This window comes from Latilactobacillus fragifolii, from assembly GCF_905332535.1.
GTDB lineage: Bacteria > Bacillota > Bacilli > Lactobacillales > Lactobacillaceae > Latilactobacillus > Latilactobacillus fragifolii.
This window is the reverse complement of sequence record NZ_CAJOCF010000001.1, coordinates 228500-247318: the sequence shown is the minus strand read 5'-3', so window position 1 is coordinate 247318 and position 18819 is coordinate 228500. Positions and strand designations below refer to the sequence as shown.

Here is an 18819-nt window from a genome sequence, read left to right as displayed (position 1 = left end):
ACAAAATAAAATGACGTTAGCACAAAACATTGCTAACGTCAGTAGTAACCCAGTTATATTTTCTTAGAATCCAAAACTCTTAGCATCCTGTGCATCACGTTCAGCAACAGTTTGAGCATATTTGTTTAATTGCGAGTTAATGCTTTCTAATAATTCTTCAAACTTTGTTACTTGACCATATAATTGGTTATACTGTTCCAAGTAAGCCTCAAATGCTGAACCTTGCCACTCTTCATGGATGGTATTGTTCATTGCATTGACGGTTTGAATTTCCCGTTCAATACCTTCCTTAGCTCTAAGATATACTTTTGACTGTTCCATAAGTTGTTCTGGTGTGACTGAGATTTGCGCCATAGTTATTCACTCCTAGTTTTAATTTAGCTACTTAACGATAATTAATTTACCATATGTACAATATAATTACAATAGATTTTTTGTAACAAAATATCTATATTTACATTCACATAAATTATATTTAGCGGGCGACAATTAAATATAAATTGATTAAAATGCTTATTTATAAAGTTTTTATTTCATTTGAAAATTCAACATTTCTTTTTTATAAATAAAAAAACCATGAAAAATTATATTAATATAATTTTTCATGGTTTCATATGATATTTTTTATTGGTTATCTTAAATGACTTCATGTTCTAAAGTCAATCGTTTATATTTACCATCATCTATAATATTAAATGCTAATTTATGCTCTGTTCCAGCAAATTTCTCTAAAAAATTAGCAACGAAATGTTCACTATTAAACTTATTGGCAGCAGAATATAAATCAAAGTGAAATAATGAAACAACTTCATTCTTGTTAACGACAACTTCGTTGAGTAGTTTTTTATTAAGATCAGCGTCAATCTTTCGCAACTGCGTATAAAAAGTTTGCTGTTTACATTTTTCGCGCGTTTGATCCTTCAAAATTGCTGGTGCAGTTCCGTTATTAATACATAATAATTCGTAACCACAAAGTTTATTCTCTTCGTTTAATAGTGTCCCCAAAGAAAAATATAATGCTGGTCTAACTTCAATTTGGAATTTCAACTCTTCCACCGCTATCTCATTTGCGCGACGGGCTTCCCTATATGCAACTATCGCTGCAATTAATGCTGCTACCGTTGCTAATGCCGCGACCCAATCCGCTATACTCCCTATAGTCATTGCTTTCCTCCAGTTTGAATTTGCCAATATGTCTTTGAACTTTATTCTTCACATGTAATTTTTTATTTTTTAAAACTATAAAAATATAACATTTGTGGTTATTAAAATCAATCTATGACGTTGTGCTGACTATTAACAACCCTTTTATATTTTTAATATGCAACTAGCAACCAACTCTTGCAATTGGCTAGTATGGCAGAAAACCAGTCATAAGCTCGACCGTTACTGCTAGTTTTAATAGCTAGGCCAAAACGAATTTACTTTAGCTATCCTAATTTTGTGTACGTTCTATTCTATGTATTTGATTTGTCATTTTGTTGTACCTCCAAGTTTTTAATAATTTGTTCTAATTCAGGTACCGTGATTTCTCGACCTTGGTATTTGATTTTACGAACTCTATAAAGTTGTCTGACAGGTACAATACTAAATAAACCAATTAATCCCATAAATGCACCATACAAGGGCATTGCAAAAAATATACGCCAATCATCTGTGACAACATTTGAACTATCAATTAACATAAAATATGAAACAATTAAATTAAATGCTGTGCCTAAAATGATAATTACCACTGTTTTTATTCCTGGTATTAAATAAATAACCGGTAAGGGGGCATTTAAAGTATTCAAATTTATTCTATGCCACTTTTTCTTTTTTCGGTTGAACCAAAAAACTACTAATATTAGACCTACTAAGTATAATAAGATTTTAAATAGATTCATTAAGAAAAGATCCAAGGTGACTGTGTGCGTTACTAATAATGCAGAAAGAATACTTGCAAGCCCGTAACCTATGAAATAATAATTACTGTTCTTCTTAGGGCTTTCTAAAGGTGCCTGATATCGACCAACTTCATGACCCAATAAAGATATATTAAATGGTAACAAGAACTCGTACCATCTACTTCGAACAAGCAAACTATAACGAAGTCCATCAATTTTTAATGATAACGTATGTCTCCCAGGCTCTATTTTAGTCCATTTCATTACTTTACCCCTTTTGTGAAATCAAAAAGACCCTTTTGATCTCCATAATCTACAATTTTCCCAACACCGAAGGAAACACCTAATGATAATCCAACAGCCGCCCAGCCAACAGGAGTAACAGAAACTGCTGCTAGTAGAGCCATCGCCCCTAAAGTTAAACCAACTTTCGATGCTGTTTTCGCCCCCGAATATTCTGCCGCATGAATATCGTCTAATCCTTGCGCTTTCCCGGATTCATAGGCTCCTTTCGCATCTAAAGCAATCCCGACTCCGCCTAATAACTTTCCGCCAGCCGAGAATGATTTTCCGATGCCATCGCGTGCTTCAGCCGATACTTTTAGTGCCGATCCATATGCTTCCCGAGCTGTTAATCCTGCACCAAGTTTTGCACTCGCGACACTTTTAAACGTATTTTGAGTTTGTTTCAACATCCACGGTTGTGCAAATTCCTGTAATGCATCTTTGGCCGTATCCGTACTCAATACTTGGCTCTTTAAACGTGTTAGGAAATCAGAATCATTTTCAGCAGTCTCATTAACTGCTTTAACCGTCTTATCCCAATCCTTTTGTTTAGCTTCCGCTAACTGACTGGCCAGGTATTGTTTGTAGAGCTGTTTTACTTTTTTACCTTTCACCGATTTTGGTGCGTGCGTCATTGCCTCTTCAGCTCTTGAAACTAATGCTTTATATTTCTTCATTACTTTCTCCCGATATGTCGTTTCAGCTGTATATCATCCATAATAAAAAAGGGGTGAACTTTACATGTCCGCCCCTTAAGCTACTGATAGATTAGTTAATTTGGTTTGCAATGTCGTTGTCAGGATTTTCAATGATCTTAGCGACCTTCTTCAATTGATTATTAATATCATCCATTAATTGAGCGTAATCTTGCATTTTTGGTTTTAAAGCTTCGAATTGTTGATCAAGTTTATCAAAAGCATTCTCTTCCCAATTTGAACGACTATTTTCTTGTTATTGAGATAACTTAATTGTATTTGCCCTAATAATTCTCCCATAGTTTATAAGTTTATACTATTTTTATATAACTTTATACAGTATAATATCAAACATTCTATTTAATGGCAACCCCTTAAACTAATTTCACTCTATTTTATCAAATAGCATTTAATTTATCCCCCTTAATCGTACTCTTCAAGTTAAATTAATTTTCATTTTTCTTATATTTTAGTGATTCAAACTTACTTAAGTTTAAAAATATAAATCTCGATTTTAAACTATTTTTTATTTTATAAACAAAGAACCATAAGATATATAAGCCCAAAACAGCATATCTTATGATTCTTTTCATTTAAATATTTATTTTCTAAAATCACGCTTTTGATTGATTCGACTGGCAATCATCACCACCAAACAACACTTAATCATTTCAATTGGAAAATACGGCATAAAACCAGTCATTAGGCCGGCCATCATAGGCAATTTTAATAACCAAATTAACCAAAATGTGCCAAAACCAAGTTGGATAATACTTGCTAGCACATTGCCGCCGAGTAGTACCCAGTTCGATTGTCCAAACAATTGCTGACTATAATGAACAATGGCCACATAGGCGATAAAACCAATCAGGTAGCCGCCGGTTGGCCCGACTAACACTGCGGCACCACTCGCGTAATTTGCAAATACCGGTAAACCGAGCATGCCTAACAAGAGATAGCTCCCGATAACAAGCCGACTGGACTGCCATGGCAAGGTAGTCCCAATCACCCCGACCGCGAGAGTTTGGAGAGTCACTGGGACTAGCAAAATCGGTAGACTAACCTGGGCGCTGACGATCAATAGCGCCAAACACATCCCGACTAAGCTAACTTTTCTGGCAACCGATTGTGGCATTGAAATCAGCTCCCCTCCATAAAGTTAATTTTTTGACCGACTGCCACGTGGGCCCCGTTACTTAGCACGATCGTCCCATCTGTTAAAAGTTGTGTAATAACAAGACCATTTTGCAAATGACGGCCAATAATCGCCGACCAGTCACAGTAACGATCAACAATCACTTCATCCGCTTGGCTCAATCCGACTGCTAGTTGGTTAAGGTATGCGGCACAAAATTGGTTGATATTCACTTGGTGTGCGTTGACGGCTTGGCTTAAATTACCAATTTGCTGGGTTGCAATGGTTGAGGCAAAGTTTACCCCGACACCAACTACAATGCCCGCCAAAGTCCCCTCTGGATTAAGGACCCCTTCTGTTAAAATCCCGGCGATTTTTCGCTGATGATCATAGACATCGTTGACCCATTTTAACCGGACTTGTTTGTGAAGCATTGCGTCAATCGTTTCAGCAACCGCAACTCCCGCGACAGCTGTATAGCGAAAAGCGTTGACTAACTTATTTTTTTCAAACGGCACCGTAACACTCAAATATAGCCCCCCAAGTGGTGAATTAAAAATATGGCCGTGCTGGCCGCGCCCACTTGTTTGTTGGGTTGCCATCACCGCGTGCCATGGCATCAATGGCGTCTGTTGTTTTAGGTAATGATTAGTGGATTCCAACGTTGCATGGACTTCTAGCAATAGGCGTTGTTTCAGGTCGGGCGTCAATCCTTCTTCAATTTGCTGGCGATCAATCTGAATCAAATTCGTCATTATTGTAAATGAACTCCTTTATCGACGTACACCACATCGCCAGTCATACCGCTTGCTAGCGGACTTAACAAGAAACTAGCAACGTTGCCGACTTCTTCAATCGTCACTGATTGACCATCGACTGTCCGGTTTTCAGATTCCGTCAACAAATCACGGTATCCTTTAACACCGGTCACTGCGAGGGTTTTAATGGCCCCTGCCGAAATCGCGTTGACGCGAATTTGATCTGGGCCTAAATCGCGCGCTAAATACCGGACACTTGCTTCAAGCGACGCCTTAGCAATCCCCATGACGTTATAGTTGGGGATCGCACGCTCTGAACCAAAATAGGTCATCGTTACGATACTGCCATTGGGATTAAGAAGCGCCCGGCCAAACTTTGCCACTGCAATCAATGAATAGGCACTAATTTCTTGCGCCAATAAATAACCGGCTCGTGAAGCCGTATAAACCGCGCCATCTAATTCTTCTCGATTAGCATAGGCAATCGCATGCACAATCCCGTCAAGCTTGCCAACTTGTGCTTGAAGTGTCGCAAAAGTTTGTTCGATTGCCGCATCATCACTGACGTCACATTCAACCAATAACGCGGAAGCTGGTAAAAATTTTTGTAAACTCGTTTTAATCCGGTCATTTTGGTACGTATAAATGACTTCTCCCCCAGCTGCCGTAATCGCTTGTGCACAACCCCAGGCGATACTCTTTTGATTAGCAACACCCATCACTAAAATTTTCTTTCCATTTAACACGGTGAACACACGTCCTTTTTATTTAAAATTGTCTGAATCGCGCTTGGCGTTTTGCCAACAAACTGGTTACCGGGAGTTGCTGTAAATGCGATAATTGCTCACTCAACATCCGCGTCATATTTTGACAAAAGACGCTTTGTTCATCGGGTTCGTCAACAATCCCGTCAATCACCCCCGCTGTTTGAAGCGCATCAGGTGTGAGTTGCATGATCGCCGCGGCTTCATCCGCACGCTGGCTATCCTTCCATAGAATCGTCGCAAAACCTTCTGGCGACAAAATGGCATACATACTCGCGGTTGTCATCCAGACTTGGTCACCACAGGCTAGCGCTAATGCGCCACCAGAGCCGCCTTCACCAAAAATCACACTGATAATTGGCGTTTTGAGGGTACTCATTTCATAGAGATTATTGGCAATCGCCATCCCTTGACCGGTGATTTCAGCATGCGCCCCAGGATAAGCTCCCGCAGTATTTACCAAGGTGATAATTGGGCGATGAAATTTCTCCGCGGCCTTCATTAAGCGTAATGCTTTCCGGTAGCCCGCGGGTTCTGGACAACCAAAATGGCATGCCATCCGTTCTTCAAGTGTCGTCCCTTTATTGGTCGCAATCACCGTTACTGGTTGGCCGTTAAATAACGCAAGTCCGCCAATAATTGCCGGATCTTCACCACCAACACGGTCACCATTGAGCGGCACAAAGTCTGTAAATAGCTGTCCGATTAAAGCTGGTGTTGTTATCTTCTGACTACTCCGGGCACTCGCCACAACTTTAGCAGCGGTTTGTAGTTGGCGTTTAATGGCAATCACCTCTTTCATGTAGCGTTAATAGCCGCGTAATAAATGCCTTTTGGTCAGCACGCGGAACGATTTGATCGATAAACCCGTTTTTCAGCACAGTTTCGGCATCTTGTAAGTCTGGTGCCAGCTGTTCGTGCATTGTCTGTTCAATTACCCGCCGCCCGGCAAACCCAATAATCGCTTTTGGCTCAGCCAAAATAATATCGGCTTCAGTGGCAAAACTTGCCGTCACCCCACCAGTCGTCGGATCGGTTAATAAGCTAATGTACAGTAATCCCTGTTCGGCATGCCGCTTAATCGCCGCCGACGTCTTTGCCATTTGCATTAAGGAAAAAATCCCCTCTTGCATGCGCGCCCCACCGGAAGCAGTGATCAAAATCACCGGTAATTTTTTAACCGTTGCGACTTCAAATAATCGCGTAATTTTCTCGCCTGTCAGTGTGCCCATACTTCCCATAATGAAATGAGGGTCCATGATGCCTAGGCCAACATGATGGGCGCCAATCGTTGCAAACCCGGTCAAAATGCTATCTTCTAAGCCAGTAGCTTGCTGGGCTTGCCGTAATTTGTGCCCATATTTAGGAAAGTGTAATGGATTGGCAGCTTGTTTAAGGGGCGCTGTTGGTTCAAACGTATCCGCTAACCAACTGAGCCGTTCTTTAGCGCCCGTCCGAAACCCATAGCCACAAAATGGACAGGTCCGATATTGGCCAAGATCCTTATGATAGATTGATTGCTGACATTTAGGACAAACTTGCCACAAACCATCAGGCACCTTTTGTCGTGCTTCTTGATTATATTTGAGATGGGCCTTACCAATATTTCGCACAGCGTTAAATAACTGCATACGAATCCCTCCTCTAGTCGATTTCCTTATTTGTTAAGTAAGCCGTTGTGACCGTCCCGTCTAAAAAGACAGTATCCATTAATAAGGTTTGTTGAAATTGTGCGTTGGTTTGAATCCCGGAGACAATCAACTCACTGAGTAACCGGTTCATTTTGGCAATCGCAATTTCCCGCGTTGCCCCCCACGTAATGAGCTTTGCAATCATCGCATCGTAAAAGGGTGAAATCGCATAACCACTATATAAATGCGTATCAATCCGTACACCTAAATTGCCCGCTGGTAGGTATAAATAATTGATTGTTCCAGCAGACGGCACAAAATGATTGGCAGGATCTTCAGCGTTCAACCGACATTCCAATGCATAGCCGCGGCTTTGTACATCCGCTTGACTAAACGATAATGGTAACCCGGCCGCCACATTAATCTGTTCTCGCACTAAATCAATGCCAGTGACCATTTCAGTGACTGGATGTTCGACTTGAATACGCGTATTCATTTCTAAAAAGTAGAATTGATGCGCCTCATCCATCAAAAATTCGACCGTTCCGGTATTAACATAGTCAATTTGTTCAGCCGCTTTGAGCGCAATCGCGCCTAATCGTTGGCGTTCTGTTTCAGTAATCAACTGACACGGCGTTTCTTCAATCACTTTTTGCTTAAAGCGTTGCATTGAACAATCGCGTTCTGGAAAATAGACAGCATTGCCAAACTGATCACGGAAAATCTGCACTTCGATATGTTTAACATTTAACATAATTTTTTCTAAGTAGAGTTGATTATTGCCAAAGGCCCCAGCTGCTTCCAGTTGTGCTTGCGCGTAGCTATCAGCTAATTGATCGGCCGATTCAACGAAGCGAATGCCTTTACCACCGCCCCCAGCAACTGCTTTAAGCATCACGGGATAACCGACTTGCGCGGCAATTTGTTTAGCCTGGGCCAGATCAGTAAGTGGCCCATCACTTCCCGGAATCAATGGGACTGCCGCAGCTTGCATACTGATTTTAGCTTGACTCTTATCACCCATCTGGGCAATCACGTTACTCGTCGGGCCGATAAAAGTAATGCCGCACGCTTCACACATTTCGGCAAACTGGCTATTTTCAGATAAAAAGCCGTAGCCGGGATGAATGGCATCACAGCCTGTCCCGATTGCGGCTGACAAAATATTTTGCATATTTAAATAGGATTCTTGCGGGCGATTACCACCGATACAAACGGCTTCATCCGCTAATTGGACATGTAAGCTACTGGCATCGGCTTGCGAATAAATCGAAACCGAAGGAATCGCCATTTCCTTGAGCGTGCGGACGATGTGTAATGCAATTTCACCGCGATTGGCGACCAATACTTTCTTAAACATCGCTTAAAGCCTCCTATTCAACGATAAACGTCAATTCTGCGGTACAAGCTTTCTGGCCTTCGACTGTTGCGATGGCCTTGCCGACGCCAATGCGATCTTTTAATTTTTCAAGGGTCACTTTAATTTCAAGGGTGTCCCCAGGCCGAACGACTTGTCTAAATTTGGCAGATTTAATGCCGCCAAAATAAGCTGTCCGGCCTTTAAAATTATCAAGCGTCAACAAGGCAATCGCCCCGGTTTGCGCCATTGCTTCTAAAATAAAAACGCCTGGTAAAACAGGATTGCCCGGAAAATGGCCTTGGAAGACCGCTTCATTAATCGAAACGTTTTTACGGGCAAGCGCATATTGCCCTGGTTCGTGTTCGAGAACCCGATCAATCAACAACATCGGGTAACGGTGCGGTAAAATGGCTTGAATTTGCGTACTATCTAACATTAATTAACCTTCTTTCACTTTGAATAGCGGTTGTTGATATTCGACTAACTCTTCGTTTTGAACGAGAATTTCGGCAATCGTCCCCGCAACCGGACTCTTAACTTCCGTCATCATCTTCATTGCTTCGATGACACATACGACATCCCCGACGGCGACGGTTTGACCAACTGTTACAAACTGTGGCTCACTAGGTGCTGGTTGCAGGTAAATACTGCCCACTAAGGGGGCTTCAATCGCGGTCTCCGCAGGCTTGCCTTCAGCTGGTGCGTTTTCAACGGATTCAGGTGAATCAATTTTTGTTAACTTTGATGCTTGTGTTGTTCCTGAAAGACTACTGCCTTGTTTATTGAGATATAATTTAATATCAGCTGTTTCAAGTTGCATTTCTTGGTTACTTGATTGGTTAAATAGTGCCACCATTTCTTTAACTTGATCATATTTCATGACTTAATCGCTCCATTTCTTGAACACCAAAACTGCGTTGTGCCCCCCAAAGCCAAATGAATTACTCATCCCATATTGAGCATCGGGAGCTGCTTGTGGTTTTTTGATCAAGTTGACTTGGCAAGCTGGATCTGGGGTTTGTAAACCAACATTGGGCGGCAAAATTCCCGCCGTTAAGGCCCCGACAGTAATCACTGCTTCTAAAGCACCAGCCGCGCCTAATAAATGGCCCGTCATACTTTTCGTACTGCTGACTGGGACTTTATTGTCTGGGCCAAAAACCCGTTGGAGGGCAGCGGATTCCGCTAATTCATTGGCCACCGTGCCAGTACCATGCGCATTCACATAGTCAACATCGGCTGGCGTAATCTGGCTTTGGGCAAGCGCCATTTGCATTGCACGGGCGGCTACTTCCCCGTTGGGATTAGGCGATGTCATATGGTAGGCATCACAATTGGCCCCATAGCCCGTGATTTCGCCCAAAATAGTCGCGTTGTGCGCTTGCGCATGTTCGAGACTTTCTAATATCAACGTCGCTCCACCTTCACCCATCACAAATCCTTGGCGCCGCGCATCAAATGGTAATGACGCTTGCGCGGGGTCAGTCGCAGTTGACAGCGTGGATAAAGCAGCAAAGCCGCCAATCCCAATTTCATTGATCGATGCTTCCGAACCACCGGTCACCATCACCTGGGCCCGATTTTCTTTAATTTGGCGATAAGCTTCACCAATTGCGTTGGCGCCACTCGAACAAGCGGTCACAATCGTCGTACAAATATTTTGCGCCCCAATTTCAATCGCAATATTAGCCGCAGCCATATTCCCAATTGATTTGGGCACGAACATTGGTGAGATATGATCGGCGCCTTTTTCAACCATCCGCGTTACTTGTTCTTGAATTGTCGTTAAACCACCAATTCCGGAACCATAAATCACGCCCATCTCAGCTGGATCGGTGTTTTCAGGCGTAATGTCCGCTTGGGCGATTGCCGCCAAGGCGCTATCAAGGGCATATTGCGAAAATAAATCCATGCGTTTTGCTTTTTTCTTACCAATTCGCTTGGTGACATCAAAATCAACAACTTCGGCGGCGACCGAAATCCCGGTTGCTTGTGGGTCAAACTTCGTAATCGGGCCAATGCCCAATTCACCGGCTAATACCCGGCGCATGCATGTATTGACATCGTTGCCTAATGGTGCGACAACGCCCATACCTGTAATTACAACTCTTGTCATTTCAAACCTCACTTATATCGTCATTCCACCATCGACGGTCAAAACTTGCCCCGTCACATAGGTGTTTTCTGCTAAAAATAAAGCGGCATCGGCCACTTCTTCCGGTGTCCCAAAACGTTGTAGTGGAATCTGTGCTTGAATGGCTTCTTGCATACTCGGCTTTAGTGCGGCCGTCATTTCGGTTGTAATCATCCCGGGAGCAATCGCGTTACACCGTACGCCGCGCAACGCCCCTTCTTTGGCAAGTGACTGCGTTAGACCAATCACGCCGGCTTTACTAGCGGCATAGTTGGCTTGACCGATATTGCCGTGTTGGCCAATCACACTCGATAAGTTGATGATACAACCACTGCGTTGCCGTAACATTTTCTTAAAGGCCACTTGTGTCACACGAAAAGTCCCAACTAAATTGACATCAATTACGGTTTCAAAATCCGCGACGGCCATCGCCATCACCAATTTATCGTTAGTGATGCCTGCGTTATTGACGAGGACATCTAATCGACCGAACCGCTCAAACGTTGTCGACACAATTTGGGGCGCCGTTTCTGGGTGAGTAATATCGCCTTTTACAAACGCATACTGCACGTCGTAGTCTTCAATGGCTGCCATTAACTCGGTACTCAATGCAGAGCGAGCATTAAGGACTAGTTGGTAGCCGGCTTGGGCAAACCGTAACGCAATTGCCCGGCCAATTCCGCGACTGCCCCCTGTAATCACGGCGACTTTTTGATCATTAGTCATTGACTGATTCTCCCTTCAAACTAGCAATCACTGCTTCAAATTGAGCTGCATTACTAATATTAAAACGTGCTAAATCTGGTACAGTTTGGCGGGCAAACTTACTGAGTGTCTTACCTGGACCAACTTCGATGAAGGTCGTCACGCCGTTATCTGCCAGTTGGCGTAGTCCAGTTTCAAAATGCGTTGGGTGCGCTATCTGTTCAACCAATGTTGTGCGAATTGAATCCGGTGTAAATGGCTTTGCAGTCGTATTACTAATTACCGGATAATCGCCAACTTCAAAGTTGACTGAATCGAGGGCTGGTTGAAAATTAAGCGCTGCTTGTTCAAAAAGCACGGTATGAAACGCACCCTTGACCGGCAAACGTAGCGCCCGCATTTCAGGGAGGGCTGTCAGTAGCGCAGCCACACCAGCTTCGGTCCCACCCACCACAATTTGTTGCGGGGAATTATAATTAGCAATTGCCACTTGCTGTCCTTGCGCCTGAAGGGTGGCGCAGGCTGCTTTTACTTGAGCGATGTCTGGTTTTAAAATGGCGGCCATCGCATGTGCTTGATCACCAATCGCTGCTTGCATCAACGCCCCCCGCTCAACGACTAAAGGCATCCCGTCTGCTAACGAAAGCTGCCCGCTCGTGATTAACGCGGCGTATTCGCCTAAGCTCAACCCAATCGCTCCGGCTACCGCAATATCGGCCGCCATTAATAACGCATTAATGCCGACATTCATTGCGACCAGCGCCGGTTGTGCATAGCGCGTTTGCCCCAAGAGCGTTGCATCATTCATGATGGCTGGTAAATCCAACTGCGCACAGGCACTGGCTTGATCAATCACCGCGCGGTACTGCGGATAATTTTGATATAAGTCATTGCCCATGCCGACTTCTTCAGTGCCTTGGCCATTCATCAAGAGCCCGATTTTAGTCATCAGCTTACTTCGCCATGGTTTGATCGATGTAATCAACGACATTTTGAACGGTCACAATTGATTCATCTGGATCGAGCTTCACTTCTAAATCATCTTCCAGTTGGTTCATTACTTCAAAAATATCTAAACTATCGGCATCTAAATCTTCACGAATATTGGCTGTTGGTACCACTTGCTTTTCTTCTACGTCTAATTGTTCTGCGATTACAGCTTGTACTTTTTTTAAGATTTCTGCTTTTGTCATGGTTTAAAACCCCTTATTTTTTTAATATTGGATAATTTGAATCCCGATGGTTAACCCACCGCCAAAGCCACATAGGACACAACAGTCACCACGTTTAATCTTCCCGCTTGCAACTTGTTCTGCCAATAACAGCGGGATGCTGGCGGCAGAAGTGTTGCCATAGTGCTGTAAATTCATGGGAAATTTGGTTAATGGTTGGTTCAGCTGGCTGGCCATCTTCGTAATTAACCGCGCATTGGCTTGATGAACCAAGAAATGATCCACCTGATCCAACGATAATCCCGCTGCCAAAACGGCCGCTTCGATCGCCCGCGGAACTTGCCGTGTCGAAAATTGATAAATCGCTTGGCCCGCCATTTGGAAAAAGGTGCTTTGAATATGTGTTTGGCCGACCTGACCAAAGTTGGCTTGTGTGACCGGTGTATAGCCTGATGTTAGCTGCTCGCTCTGGCGACCAATTGTCAATAGTTGTTCTCCGTACCAACCATCTGCTTTTTCTGGTGTCCCTTGAAGCAGCACCCCCGCAGCGCCGTCACCGAATAAAACAGCGGAACTACGATCGGACCAGTCCAAGACTTTTGAAGTTACCTCACCACCAATTACTAAAACATAATCGGTGGGCAATTGGATATAGCCCCGGGCCACTGATAAGGCATACGTGAACCCAGAACAAGCAGCGCTAATATCAAATGCAAATGCGTGAGTTGCCCCTAATTTTCCTTGGACAATTGCCGCAGTTGCTGGCGTGTAATAATCCGGTGTCATCGTGGCGATAATGATCGCCTTAATTTGTTCTGGAGCAACGTTGGCTTGCGCTAATAATTTTTCAGCGACGCGATAACACAAATCAGACGTATTCTCGTCAACCGCTATGTGCCGTTCGATAATCCCAGTCCGACTTTCGATCCAGTCATTTGACGTCTCAAGAATCTTTGCTAAATCATCGTTGGTCACAATTTTATGCGGGACGGCGCTAGCGGTGGTCATTATGCGATAAGCCATCTACGTCGCCTGCTGACTTTTGAGCCGTGCATTCCGCGGCGCAACTACGAAGGTCAACTCAGCTTCACACACCACTTGGTCATTAACGGTTGCGTGGGTTTGGACAACCCCCATATTTTCTTTTTTCTTTGTAAGCGTCACAGTAAATTTAATTTGATCCCCTGGTAAAATAATGCGATGGAACACGACATTTTTAACCGCACCCAAGTAAGCTGTTTTACCAAAAAACTCTGGGGATTTTAGAATCAATATTGATGCCGTCTGCGCAAGTGCTTCAATCATCAACGTATTCGGCATTTGTGGCGCATCAGGTCGATAGCCACGCATGAACTGCTCATTAATCGTGACGTTTTTTAACGCCACCACTTCTTGACCTGGAACTAAGGACTCGACGGTGTCGATGTAAATAATCGGATACCGGTTTGGAATTAATGCCATAATCTCAGTTGTATTTAAGCGTGTCATAATGCCTCCTTATTTATTTTTTTAGAAAAATACAATACGGCGTATCGTTTTTTCTATTCATGAACCATAACACAGCCTTTTTTAGAAGTCAATTTTATATTTACGGGAATTTCTCAAATAAGATGCATAAAATGCGGTGTAATGCCTGTTTTTATACGGTATTTAGAAACATTAAATAAAAAAAGCCCCCAACCATTCGTAATAACCAAAATGATTAGGGGGGTTCAATAATTTTAACGACACACTTGCCGTGTATCATTTAATAAAAAGTTACATAAAACACTTTTTGTTAGCGCTAACTTTTACGATATGTAATTTTACTTAAACCAAAACAAGGAGCACTAAATTAACATCCATTAAAAAAAGCTGTCATCCTATCTTTAAACTAGGATGACAGCTTTTTGATTATCCGACGGAGCCTTCCATTTCATAGCTAATCAATCGATTTAATTCCACCGCGTATTCCATTGGGAGTTCCTTGGTGAATGGTTCGACGAAGCCCATGATAATCATTTCGGTTGCTTTGGCTTCCGAAATGCCACGGCTCATCAGGTAGTAGAGTTGTTCTTCTGAAATTTTAGAGACTTTGGCTTCATGTTCCATTGAAACGTTGCCGTTTAAAATTGTGTTGTACGGAATCGTATCGGAGCTAGAGCGATCATCCATAATAATCGTGTCGCATTCCACATGGGCAAAAGAGCCATCACTGTCGCGTTCAAAGCGAACAGTCCCACGATAATCAACGGCCCCACCATCTTTAGCAATCGATTTTGAAACGATTGACGAAGACGTATTCGGTGCGGCATGAATCATGCGGGCACCACTGTCTTGATCAACCCCTTCTCCGGCCACGGCAATTGAGAGCATTGTTCCGCGGGCACCTTCTCCATCGAGATAGACACTTGGGTATTTCATGGTCATCTTCGAACCTAGATTACCATCGACCCATTCCATTGTCGCATTTTCCATCGCTTGGGCCCGTTTGGTTTCCAAGCTATAAACATTTTTCGACCAGTTTTGGATCGTCGTATAGCGGCAATAGCCGTCCCGTTTCACGAAGACTTCAACGACCGCCGCATGCAAGCTATCACTTGAATAATTAGGTGCCGTGCAGCCTTCAACGTAATTCACGCTGGCACCTTCATCAACAATGATTAATGTCCGTTCGAATTGGCCGGAATTTTCGGCGTTAATTCGGAAATACGATTGAATCGGGATGTCCGTCCGCACGCCTTTTGGCACGTAGATGAACGTTCCACCCGACCAAACAGCGGAATTAAGCGCTGAGAATTTATTATCGGTTGGCTTCACGAGCGTACTGAAATATTCTTGCACAATTTCAGGATATTCGCGCAAGCCGGTATCCATGTCAGTAAAAATAATGCCGAGTTTTTCGAATTCTTCACGCATATTGTGATAAACCACTTCTGATTCATATTGCGCACTAGATCCCGCTAAATACTTGCGTTCGGCTTCTGGAACCCCCAAGCGGTCAAAAGTTTCTTTGATTTTATCGGGCACGTCTTCCCAATCACGATATTGTTTGTCCGTGGCCTTTTGATAATACAACATATGCTCTAAATCAAGGTCGGATAAATCTGGTCCGAAATCAGGCATCGGCATCTTTTCATAAGCGTGAAACGATTTTAAGCGGAAATCTAACATCCATTGGGGTTCTTTTTTCTCACGCGAAATGGCGCGCACAACGTCTTCCGTTAAACCGCGCCCAGTTGAAAAGACGGGCTGCACATCATCGCTAAAACCGTAGTCGTATTCTTCAAATTGAGGCATCGTTGTCTCTTCTGTCATTCGTTAGTTTCCTCCGTTTCTGCATGGTTCATAATTTGACCGGTTGTCGCGCGTTGGTCATCACTCTTTAAAGCTTTGTGGAGCGCCTTCCAAGCCAAAGTCGCGCATTTAATTCGGGCGGGAAATTGTTGAACGCCTTGTAAAATGGCGGCATCTTCTAACAATGACCAGTCTTCATCACGATCGCCAATCATCATGTCTGAAAAGCGTTCGATCATTGCTTCGGCTTGCGCCGGTGTTTTATGCATCACGGCATCGGTCATCATGCTAGCAGAGGCCTGGCTAATCGTACAACCTTCCCCTGAAAAAGCAATTTGGCTAATTTGGTCGTCTTCGAGTACCAGTTCCAGTTGCAACACATCGCCACAAGTTGGGTTACGTAATTCAATTTCATAATCAGCCGTTTTCAAATGCCCATGGTGGTGCGGATGCTGCGAATGGTCAAGAATAACCTGCCGATATAAGTTATCTAATTTAGAAAGTGCCATCTTGGAAAAACTCCTTTGCTGCTTGAATGGCGGTCACGAACGTTTCGACGTCCGCTTCAGTATTGTAAAGGTAAAAACTAGCACGCGCTGTTGCAGCAACGTTCAACCACTGCATCAATGGTTGGGCGCAATGATGCCCAGCACGCACGGCGACTCCTTGCATATCAAGAGCGGTCGCTAAATCATGCGGATGTAAGTTGTCGAGATTAAAAGCAATCACACCCGTTCGTTGCGCGGCAGTTTGTGGGCCATAAATCGTCAGGCCGTCGATTGCCTGTAGTTTCGGTAAAGCCATTGTGACTAGCGCTTGTTCATGGGCTTGGATGTTCGCCATCCCAATTTGGTCCAAATAATCAACGGCGGCCCCTAAACCAATTGCGCCCGCAATATTGGGTGTCCCACCTTCTAGGCGCCACGGTAATTCTTTGAACGTAGCAACTTGTAAACCCACAAAGTCAATCATCTCGCCCCCGTATTCAACTGGTGGCATCTTTTCGAGAAATGCTTGCTTGCCATAGAGCACGCCAATCCCGGTTGGCCCGAGCATTTTATGCCCTGAAAAAGCGTAAAAATCCGCATCAAGTGCTTGCACATCAACGCTCATGTGCGGCACAGCTTGGGCGCCATCGACTACCATGTAGCCGCCTTGGGCATGTACTAAAGCCGCAATCGTTTTAATCGGATTGATGACCCCGAGCACGTTAGACGCATGTGCCAAACTAACTATTTTTGTTTTAGGGCCAATCACCTGCCGCGCCGAATCTAAATCAAGCTGGCCATCTGGTAATAAATCAATGTAGCGCAACTGAGCACCCGTTTGCTGTGCCAGTTGCTGCCACGGCACGAGATTACTGTGGTGTTCCATCACACTAATCACAATTTCATCGCCCGCTTCAACCACGGTCGGCCCAAAACTACCAGCCACCCAGTTCAAACTTTGCGTCGTCCCTTTTGTGAAAATCACTTCGGCACTTTCCGCAGCATGGATGAATTTCTGTACCTTCGTACGTGCTGCTTCATATTGGGCGGTTGCCCGCTCAGCTAAGGTATGCACGCCACGATGCACATTCGCATTATCTTTTTGATAATAAGTGACCAGCTGATCAATTACCGCTTGTGGTTTCTGAGTAGTCGCTGCATTATCCAAATAAACGAGTGGTTCATCGTTAACAATTTGCTTCAAAATCGGAAAGTCACGCCGATAATCATTTAACTGATTGACCATCGATTAACTTCCTTTCAATTGTGTCCGTTAATTGTTGACGCACATTTTTATCCGGAATTTCACTCAAAACAGCCCCTAAGAAGCCGCGAATCACAAGCCGTTGGGCAACTTCTTTTGAAAGACCACGACTCATTAAATAATACATTTGTTGTTCATCAACCCGCCCAACACTAGCAGCATGACCCGCTTGCACGTCATTTTCATCGATTAATAAGAGGGGGTTCGCATCGCCACGCGCTGTCCGCGATAACATTAACACGCGATTTTCTTGTTGGGCATCAGCCCCCTTGGCCCCTTTTAAAATATGCCCAATGCCGTTAAACGTTAACGTCGCATCTTCTAAAATCACGCCATGTTGCAAGATGTGGCCAATTGACCGCGGTCCGATATTCGTCACGCGCGTATCAATCCCTTGAACCTGCTTACCGGTGGAGATAGCGACGACCTTGGTTTCAGCATGCGATCCGGTGCCAACTAAGTCGGAATCAAAGTCACCAATGATATTGCCATCATTCATTGCGCCTAATGCCCAATCAATTCGGGCATCGCGCATCAAATGGCCCCGCCGATTCAAATAAGTCGTCACCGATTTCCCGAAAGCATCAACCGCGGAAAAATGAACGTGACTGTTATCTTTGGCGATGACTTCTACAACAACGTTTGCTAAATTCTTATGATCACCGGCTGTTTGGAGATTTTCGAGATAGCTAAATTCACTGTTTTGATCTGCGACCACCAGCACGTGGTGAATAAAGTCTGCCGGTTGTGTACTATCTTGCACATAATAAGCCGTAATCGGTTGCTTAATCACTACATTTTTAGGCACATACAAGAAAAGCCCACTGTTCATCAAAGCCGTGTGAAATGCCGTTAAGCGGTCTTCATCTGGTTTAACCGTGACTTGCATGTAATATTGTTGTACCAAGTCAGGATGTTCTTGTAACGCGGTAAAAATATCGGTCAAAATCACCCCTTGGTCTACCAATTCTGCCGGTAAATTCAACTTGACAGTTGTCTGCCCAATCTGTACTACATAGGGTTGATCAGCGCCCAGGTTGGCCGCCGCGTCTGGCATCAAACTTGAATCAGATTTGATGGCTGTTGGGGCACTCGCTGCCATCACCGGCCAATGTTTATAGTTAATTTTTTCAAAAATAGGGAGTTCAAGTTGATCAATCTGAGCAAACGCTGCTTGGCGCATTTCAGCAAACCACGCTGGCTCTTGATGAATTTGTGAGAATGACGCAATTTGTTCAGGCGTGATGGCTAATGTTTTCTTCATCA

The 18819-nt window shown here is 43.8% G+C and carries 22 protein-coding genes and 1 pseudogene; all 23 read right to left on the bottom strand.

The window, feature by feature from the left end:
• Positions 1-63: 63 nt before the first annotated feature.
• The 23 genes and pseudogenes from J7Q78_RS01175 to sufD all read right to left on the bottom strand — a co-directional run bounded on the left by J7Q78_RS01175 (position 64) and on the right by sufD (position 18817).
• On the bottom strand, positions 64-354 hold the full coding sequence (locus tag J7Q78_RS01175) for a WXG100 family type VII secretion target (protein WP_154241881.1): 291 nt from the start codon (positions 352-354) through the stop codon (positions 64-66).
• Between the two features lie 282 nt (positions 355-636).
• Positions 637-1164 (bottom strand): hypothetical protein, encoded by a 528-nt coding sequence (locus J7Q78_RS01170; protein ID WP_154241880.1) that lies wholly within the window; start codon positions 1162-1164, stop codon positions 637-639.
• Positions 1165-1457: 293 nt separating this feature from the next.
• On the bottom strand, positions 1458-2150 hold the full coding sequence (locus tag J7Q78_RS01165; RefSeq protein WP_208422498.1) for a hypothetical protein: 693 nt from the start codon (positions 2148-2150) through the stop codon (positions 1458-1460).
• Positions 2150-2848, bottom strand: a complete 699-nt coding sequence (locus tag J7Q78_RS01160) for a hypothetical protein (RefSeq protein ID WP_208422499.1) — start codon at positions 2846-2848, stop codon at positions 2150-2152. The genes J7Q78_RS01165 and J7Q78_RS01160 overlap by 1 nt, the downstream gene beginning before the upstream one ends.
• A 91-nt stretch (positions 2849-2939) precedes the next feature.
• Positions 2940-3098 (bottom strand): annotated as a pseudogene (locus tag J7Q78_RS09985) (WXG100 family type VII secretion target); the annotation flags it as partial.
• Positions 3099-3467: 369 nt separating this feature from the next.
• Positions 3468-4001, bottom strand: a complete 534-nt coding sequence (locus J7Q78_RS01150) for a biotin transporter BioY (protein ID WP_154241877.1) — start codon at positions 3999-4001, stop codon at positions 3468-3470.
• Positions 4002-4006: 5 nt separating this feature from the next.
• On the bottom strand, positions 4007-4756 hold the full coding sequence (locus J7Q78_RS01145; protein WP_208422500.1) for a biotin--[acetyl-CoA-carboxylase] ligase: 750 nt from the start codon (positions 4754-4756) through the stop codon (positions 4007-4009).
• Positions 4756-5505, bottom strand: coding sequence for an enoyl-ACP reductase FabI (gene fabI, locus J7Q78_RS01140; protein ID WP_407929546.1), 750 nt, complete (start codon positions 5503-5505; stop codon positions 4756-4758). The genes J7Q78_RS01145 and fabI overlap by 1 nt, the downstream gene beginning before the upstream one ends.
• A 22-nt stretch (positions 5506-5527) precedes the next feature.
• The gene (gene accA, locus J7Q78_RS01135) at positions 5528-6325 is read right to left on the bottom strand and encodes an acetyl-CoA carboxylase carboxyltransferase subunit alpha (RefSeq protein WP_208422502.1); all 798 of its coding nucleotides are present in this window, start codon (positions 6323-6325) and stop codon (positions 5528-5530) included.
• On the bottom strand, positions 6303-7154 hold the full coding sequence (locus tag J7Q78_RS01130) for an acetyl-CoA carboxylase carboxyltransferase subunit beta (protein ID WP_208422503.1): 852 nt from the start codon (positions 7152-7154) through the stop codon (positions 6303-6305). Before J7Q78_RS01130 ends, accA begins: the two co-directional genes overlap by 23 nt.
• Positions 7155-7167: 13 nt before the next feature.
• Positions 7168-8514, bottom strand: a complete 1347-nt coding sequence (gene accC, locus J7Q78_RS01125; protein WP_208422504.1) for an acetyl-CoA carboxylase biotin carboxylase subunit — start codon at positions 8512-8514, stop codon at positions 7168-7170.
• Between the two features lie 13 nt (positions 8515-8527).
• A complete protein-coding gene (fabZ, locus tag J7Q78_RS01120; RefSeq protein WP_208422505.1) occupies positions 8528-8950 on the bottom strand; it encodes a 3-hydroxyacyl-ACP dehydratase FabZ in 423 nt (140 codons plus the stop codon).
• A gap of 3 nt (positions 8951-8953) precedes the next feature.
• On the bottom strand, positions 8954-9394 hold the full coding sequence (locus J7Q78_RS01115; RefSeq protein ID WP_208422506.1) for an acetyl-CoA carboxylase biotin carboxyl carrier protein: 441 nt from the start codon (positions 9392-9394) through the stop codon (positions 8954-8956).
• A 3-nt stretch (positions 9395-9397) separates the two neighbouring features.
• A complete protein-coding gene (fabF, locus tag J7Q78_RS01110) occupies positions 9398-10630 on the bottom strand; it encodes a beta-ketoacyl-ACP synthase II (RefSeq protein ID WP_208422507.1) in 1233 nt (410 codons plus the stop codon).
• Between the two features lie 12 nt (positions 10631-10642).
• Positions 10643-11374 (bottom strand): 3-oxoacyl-[acyl-carrier-protein] reductase, encoded by a 732-nt coding sequence (gene fabG / locus J7Q78_RS01105; RefSeq protein ID WP_154241868.1) that lies wholly within the window; start codon positions 11372-11374, stop codon positions 10643-10645.
• Positions 11367-12302 (bottom strand): ACP S-malonyltransferase, encoded by a 936-nt coding sequence (locus tag J7Q78_RS01100; protein WP_208422508.1) that lies wholly within the window; start codon positions 12300-12302, stop codon positions 11367-11369. The genes fabG and J7Q78_RS01100 overlap by 8 nt, the downstream gene beginning before the upstream one ends.
• Positions 12303-12306: 4 nt before the next feature.
• On the bottom strand, positions 12307-12546 hold the full coding sequence (locus J7Q78_RS01095) for an acyl carrier protein (protein ID WP_154241866.1): 240 nt from the start codon (positions 12544-12546) through the stop codon (positions 12307-12309).
• Positions 12547-12567: 21 nt separating this feature from the next.
• Positions 12568-13548: a beta-ketoacyl-ACP synthase III gene (locus tag J7Q78_RS01090; RefSeq protein WP_208422509.1), complete on the bottom strand. Its 981-nt coding sequence runs from the start codon at positions 13546-13548 to the stop codon at positions 12568-12570.
• Entirely contained in the window at positions 13549-14013 is a 465-nt protein-coding gene (gene fabZ / locus J7Q78_RS01085; RefSeq protein WP_208422510.1) for a 3-hydroxyacyl-ACP dehydratase FabZ, read from the bottom strand.
• Between the two features lie 405 nt (positions 14014-14418).
• Positions 14419-15822, bottom strand: coding sequence for a Fe-S cluster assembly protein SufB (sufB, locus tag J7Q78_RS01080; protein ID WP_328798342.1), 1404 nt, complete (start codon positions 15820-15822; stop codon positions 14419-14421).
• Positions 15819-16310 carry a Fe-S cluster assembly sulfur transfer protein SufU gene (gene sufU, locus J7Q78_RS01075; protein ID WP_208422511.1) on the bottom strand — a complete coding sequence of 164 codons (492 nt, stop codon included), beginning with the start codon at positions 16308-16310 and terminating at the stop codon, positions 15819-15821. The genes sufB and sufU overlap by 4 nt, the downstream gene beginning before the upstream one ends.
• Positions 16297-17535, bottom strand: a complete 1239-nt coding sequence (locus J7Q78_RS01070) for a cysteine desulfurase (protein WP_208422512.1) — start codon at positions 17533-17535, stop codon at positions 16297-16299. Before J7Q78_RS01070 ends, sufU begins: the two co-directional genes overlap by 14 nt.
• Positions 17516-18817, bottom strand: a complete 1302-nt coding sequence (gene sufD / locus J7Q78_RS01065) for a Fe-S cluster assembly protein SufD (protein WP_208422513.1) — start codon at positions 18815-18817, stop codon at positions 17516-17518. The genes J7Q78_RS01070 and sufD overlap by 20 nt, the downstream gene beginning before the upstream one ends.
• Between the last annotated feature and the right edge of the window lie 2 nt (positions 18818-18819).

Bases quoted from the DNA above. Each gene is read 5' to 3' on its own strand.
- J7Q78_RS01170 (WP_154241880.1), bottom strand. From the start codon at position 1,164: ATGACTATAGGGAGTATAGCGGATTGGGTCGCGGCATTAGCAACGGTA.
- J7Q78_RS01070 (WP_208422512.1), bottom strand. From the start codon at position 17,535: ATGGTCAATCAGTTAAATGATTATCGGCGTGACTTTCCGATTTTGAAG.
- fabG (WP_154241868.1), bottom strand. From the start codon at position 11,374: ATGACTAATGATCAAAAAGTCGCCGTGATTACAGGGGGCAGTCGCGGA.
- fabZ (WP_208422510.1), bottom strand. From the start codon at position 14,013: ATGACACGCTTAAATACAACTGAGATTATGGCATTAATTCCAAACCGG.
- sufU (WP_208422511.1), bottom strand. From the start codon at position 16,310: ATGGCACTTTCTAAATTAGATAACTTATATCGGCAGGTTATTCTTGAC.
- J7Q78_RS01165 (WP_208422498.1), bottom strand. From the start codon at position 2,150: ATGAAATGGACTAAAATAGAGCCTGGGAGACATACGTTATCATTAAAA.
- accA (WP_208422502.1), bottom strand. From the start codon at position 6,325: ATGAAAGAGGTGATTGCCATTAAACGCCAACTACAAACCGCTGCTAAA.
- fabZ (WP_208422505.1), bottom strand. From the start codon at position 8,950: ATGTTAGATAGTACGCAAATTCAAGCCATTTTACCGCACCGTTACCCG.
- accC (WP_208422504.1), bottom strand. From the start codon at position 8,514: ATGTTTAAGAAAGTATTGGTCGCCAATCGCGGTGAAATTGCATTACAC.
- J7Q78_RS01100 (WP_208422508.1), bottom strand. From the start codon at position 12,302: ATGACTAAAATCGGGCTCTTGATGAATGGCCAAGGCACTGAAGAAGTC.
- sufB (WP_328798342.1), bottom strand. From the start codon at position 15,822: ATGACAGAAGAGACAACGATGCCTCAATTTGAAGAATACGACTACGGT.
- J7Q78_RS01095 (WP_154241866.1), bottom strand. From the start codon at position 12,546: ATGACAAAAGCAGAAATCTTAAAAAAAGTACAAGCTGTAATCGCAGAA.
- fabF (WP_208422507.1), bottom strand. From the start codon at position 10,630: ATGACAAGAGTTGTAATTACAGGTATGGGCGTTGTCGCACCATTAGGC.
- J7Q78_RS01150 (WP_154241877.1), bottom strand. From the start codon at position 4,001: ATGCCACAATCGGTTGCCAGAAAAGTTAGCTTAGTCGGGATGTGTTTG.
- J7Q78_RS01090 (WP_208422509.1), bottom strand. From the start codon at position 13,548: ATGGCTTATCGCATAATGACCACCGCTAGCGCCGTCCCGCATAAAATT.
- J7Q78_RS01175 (WP_154241881.1), bottom strand. From the start codon at position 354: ATGGCGCAAATCTCAGTCACACCAGAACAACTTATGGAACAGTCAAAA.
- J7Q78_RS01160 (WP_208422499.1), bottom strand. From the start codon at position 2,848: ATGAAGAAATATAAAGCATTAGTTTCAAGAGCTGAAGAGGCAATGACG.
- J7Q78_RS01115 (WP_208422506.1), bottom strand. From the start codon at position 9,394: ATGAAATATGATCAAGTTAAAGAAATGGTGGCACTATTTAACCAATCA.
- J7Q78_RS01145 (WP_208422500.1), bottom strand. From the start codon at position 4,756: ATGACGAATTTGATTCAGATTGATCGCCAGCAAATTGAAGAAGGATTG.
- sufD (WP_208422513.1), bottom strand. From the start codon at position 18,817: ATGAAGAAAACATTAGCCATCACGCCTGAACAAATTGCGTCATTCTCA.
- J7Q78_RS01130 (WP_208422503.1), bottom strand. From the start codon at position 7,154: ATGCAGTTATTTAACGCTGTGCGAAATATTGGTAAGGCCCATCTCAAA.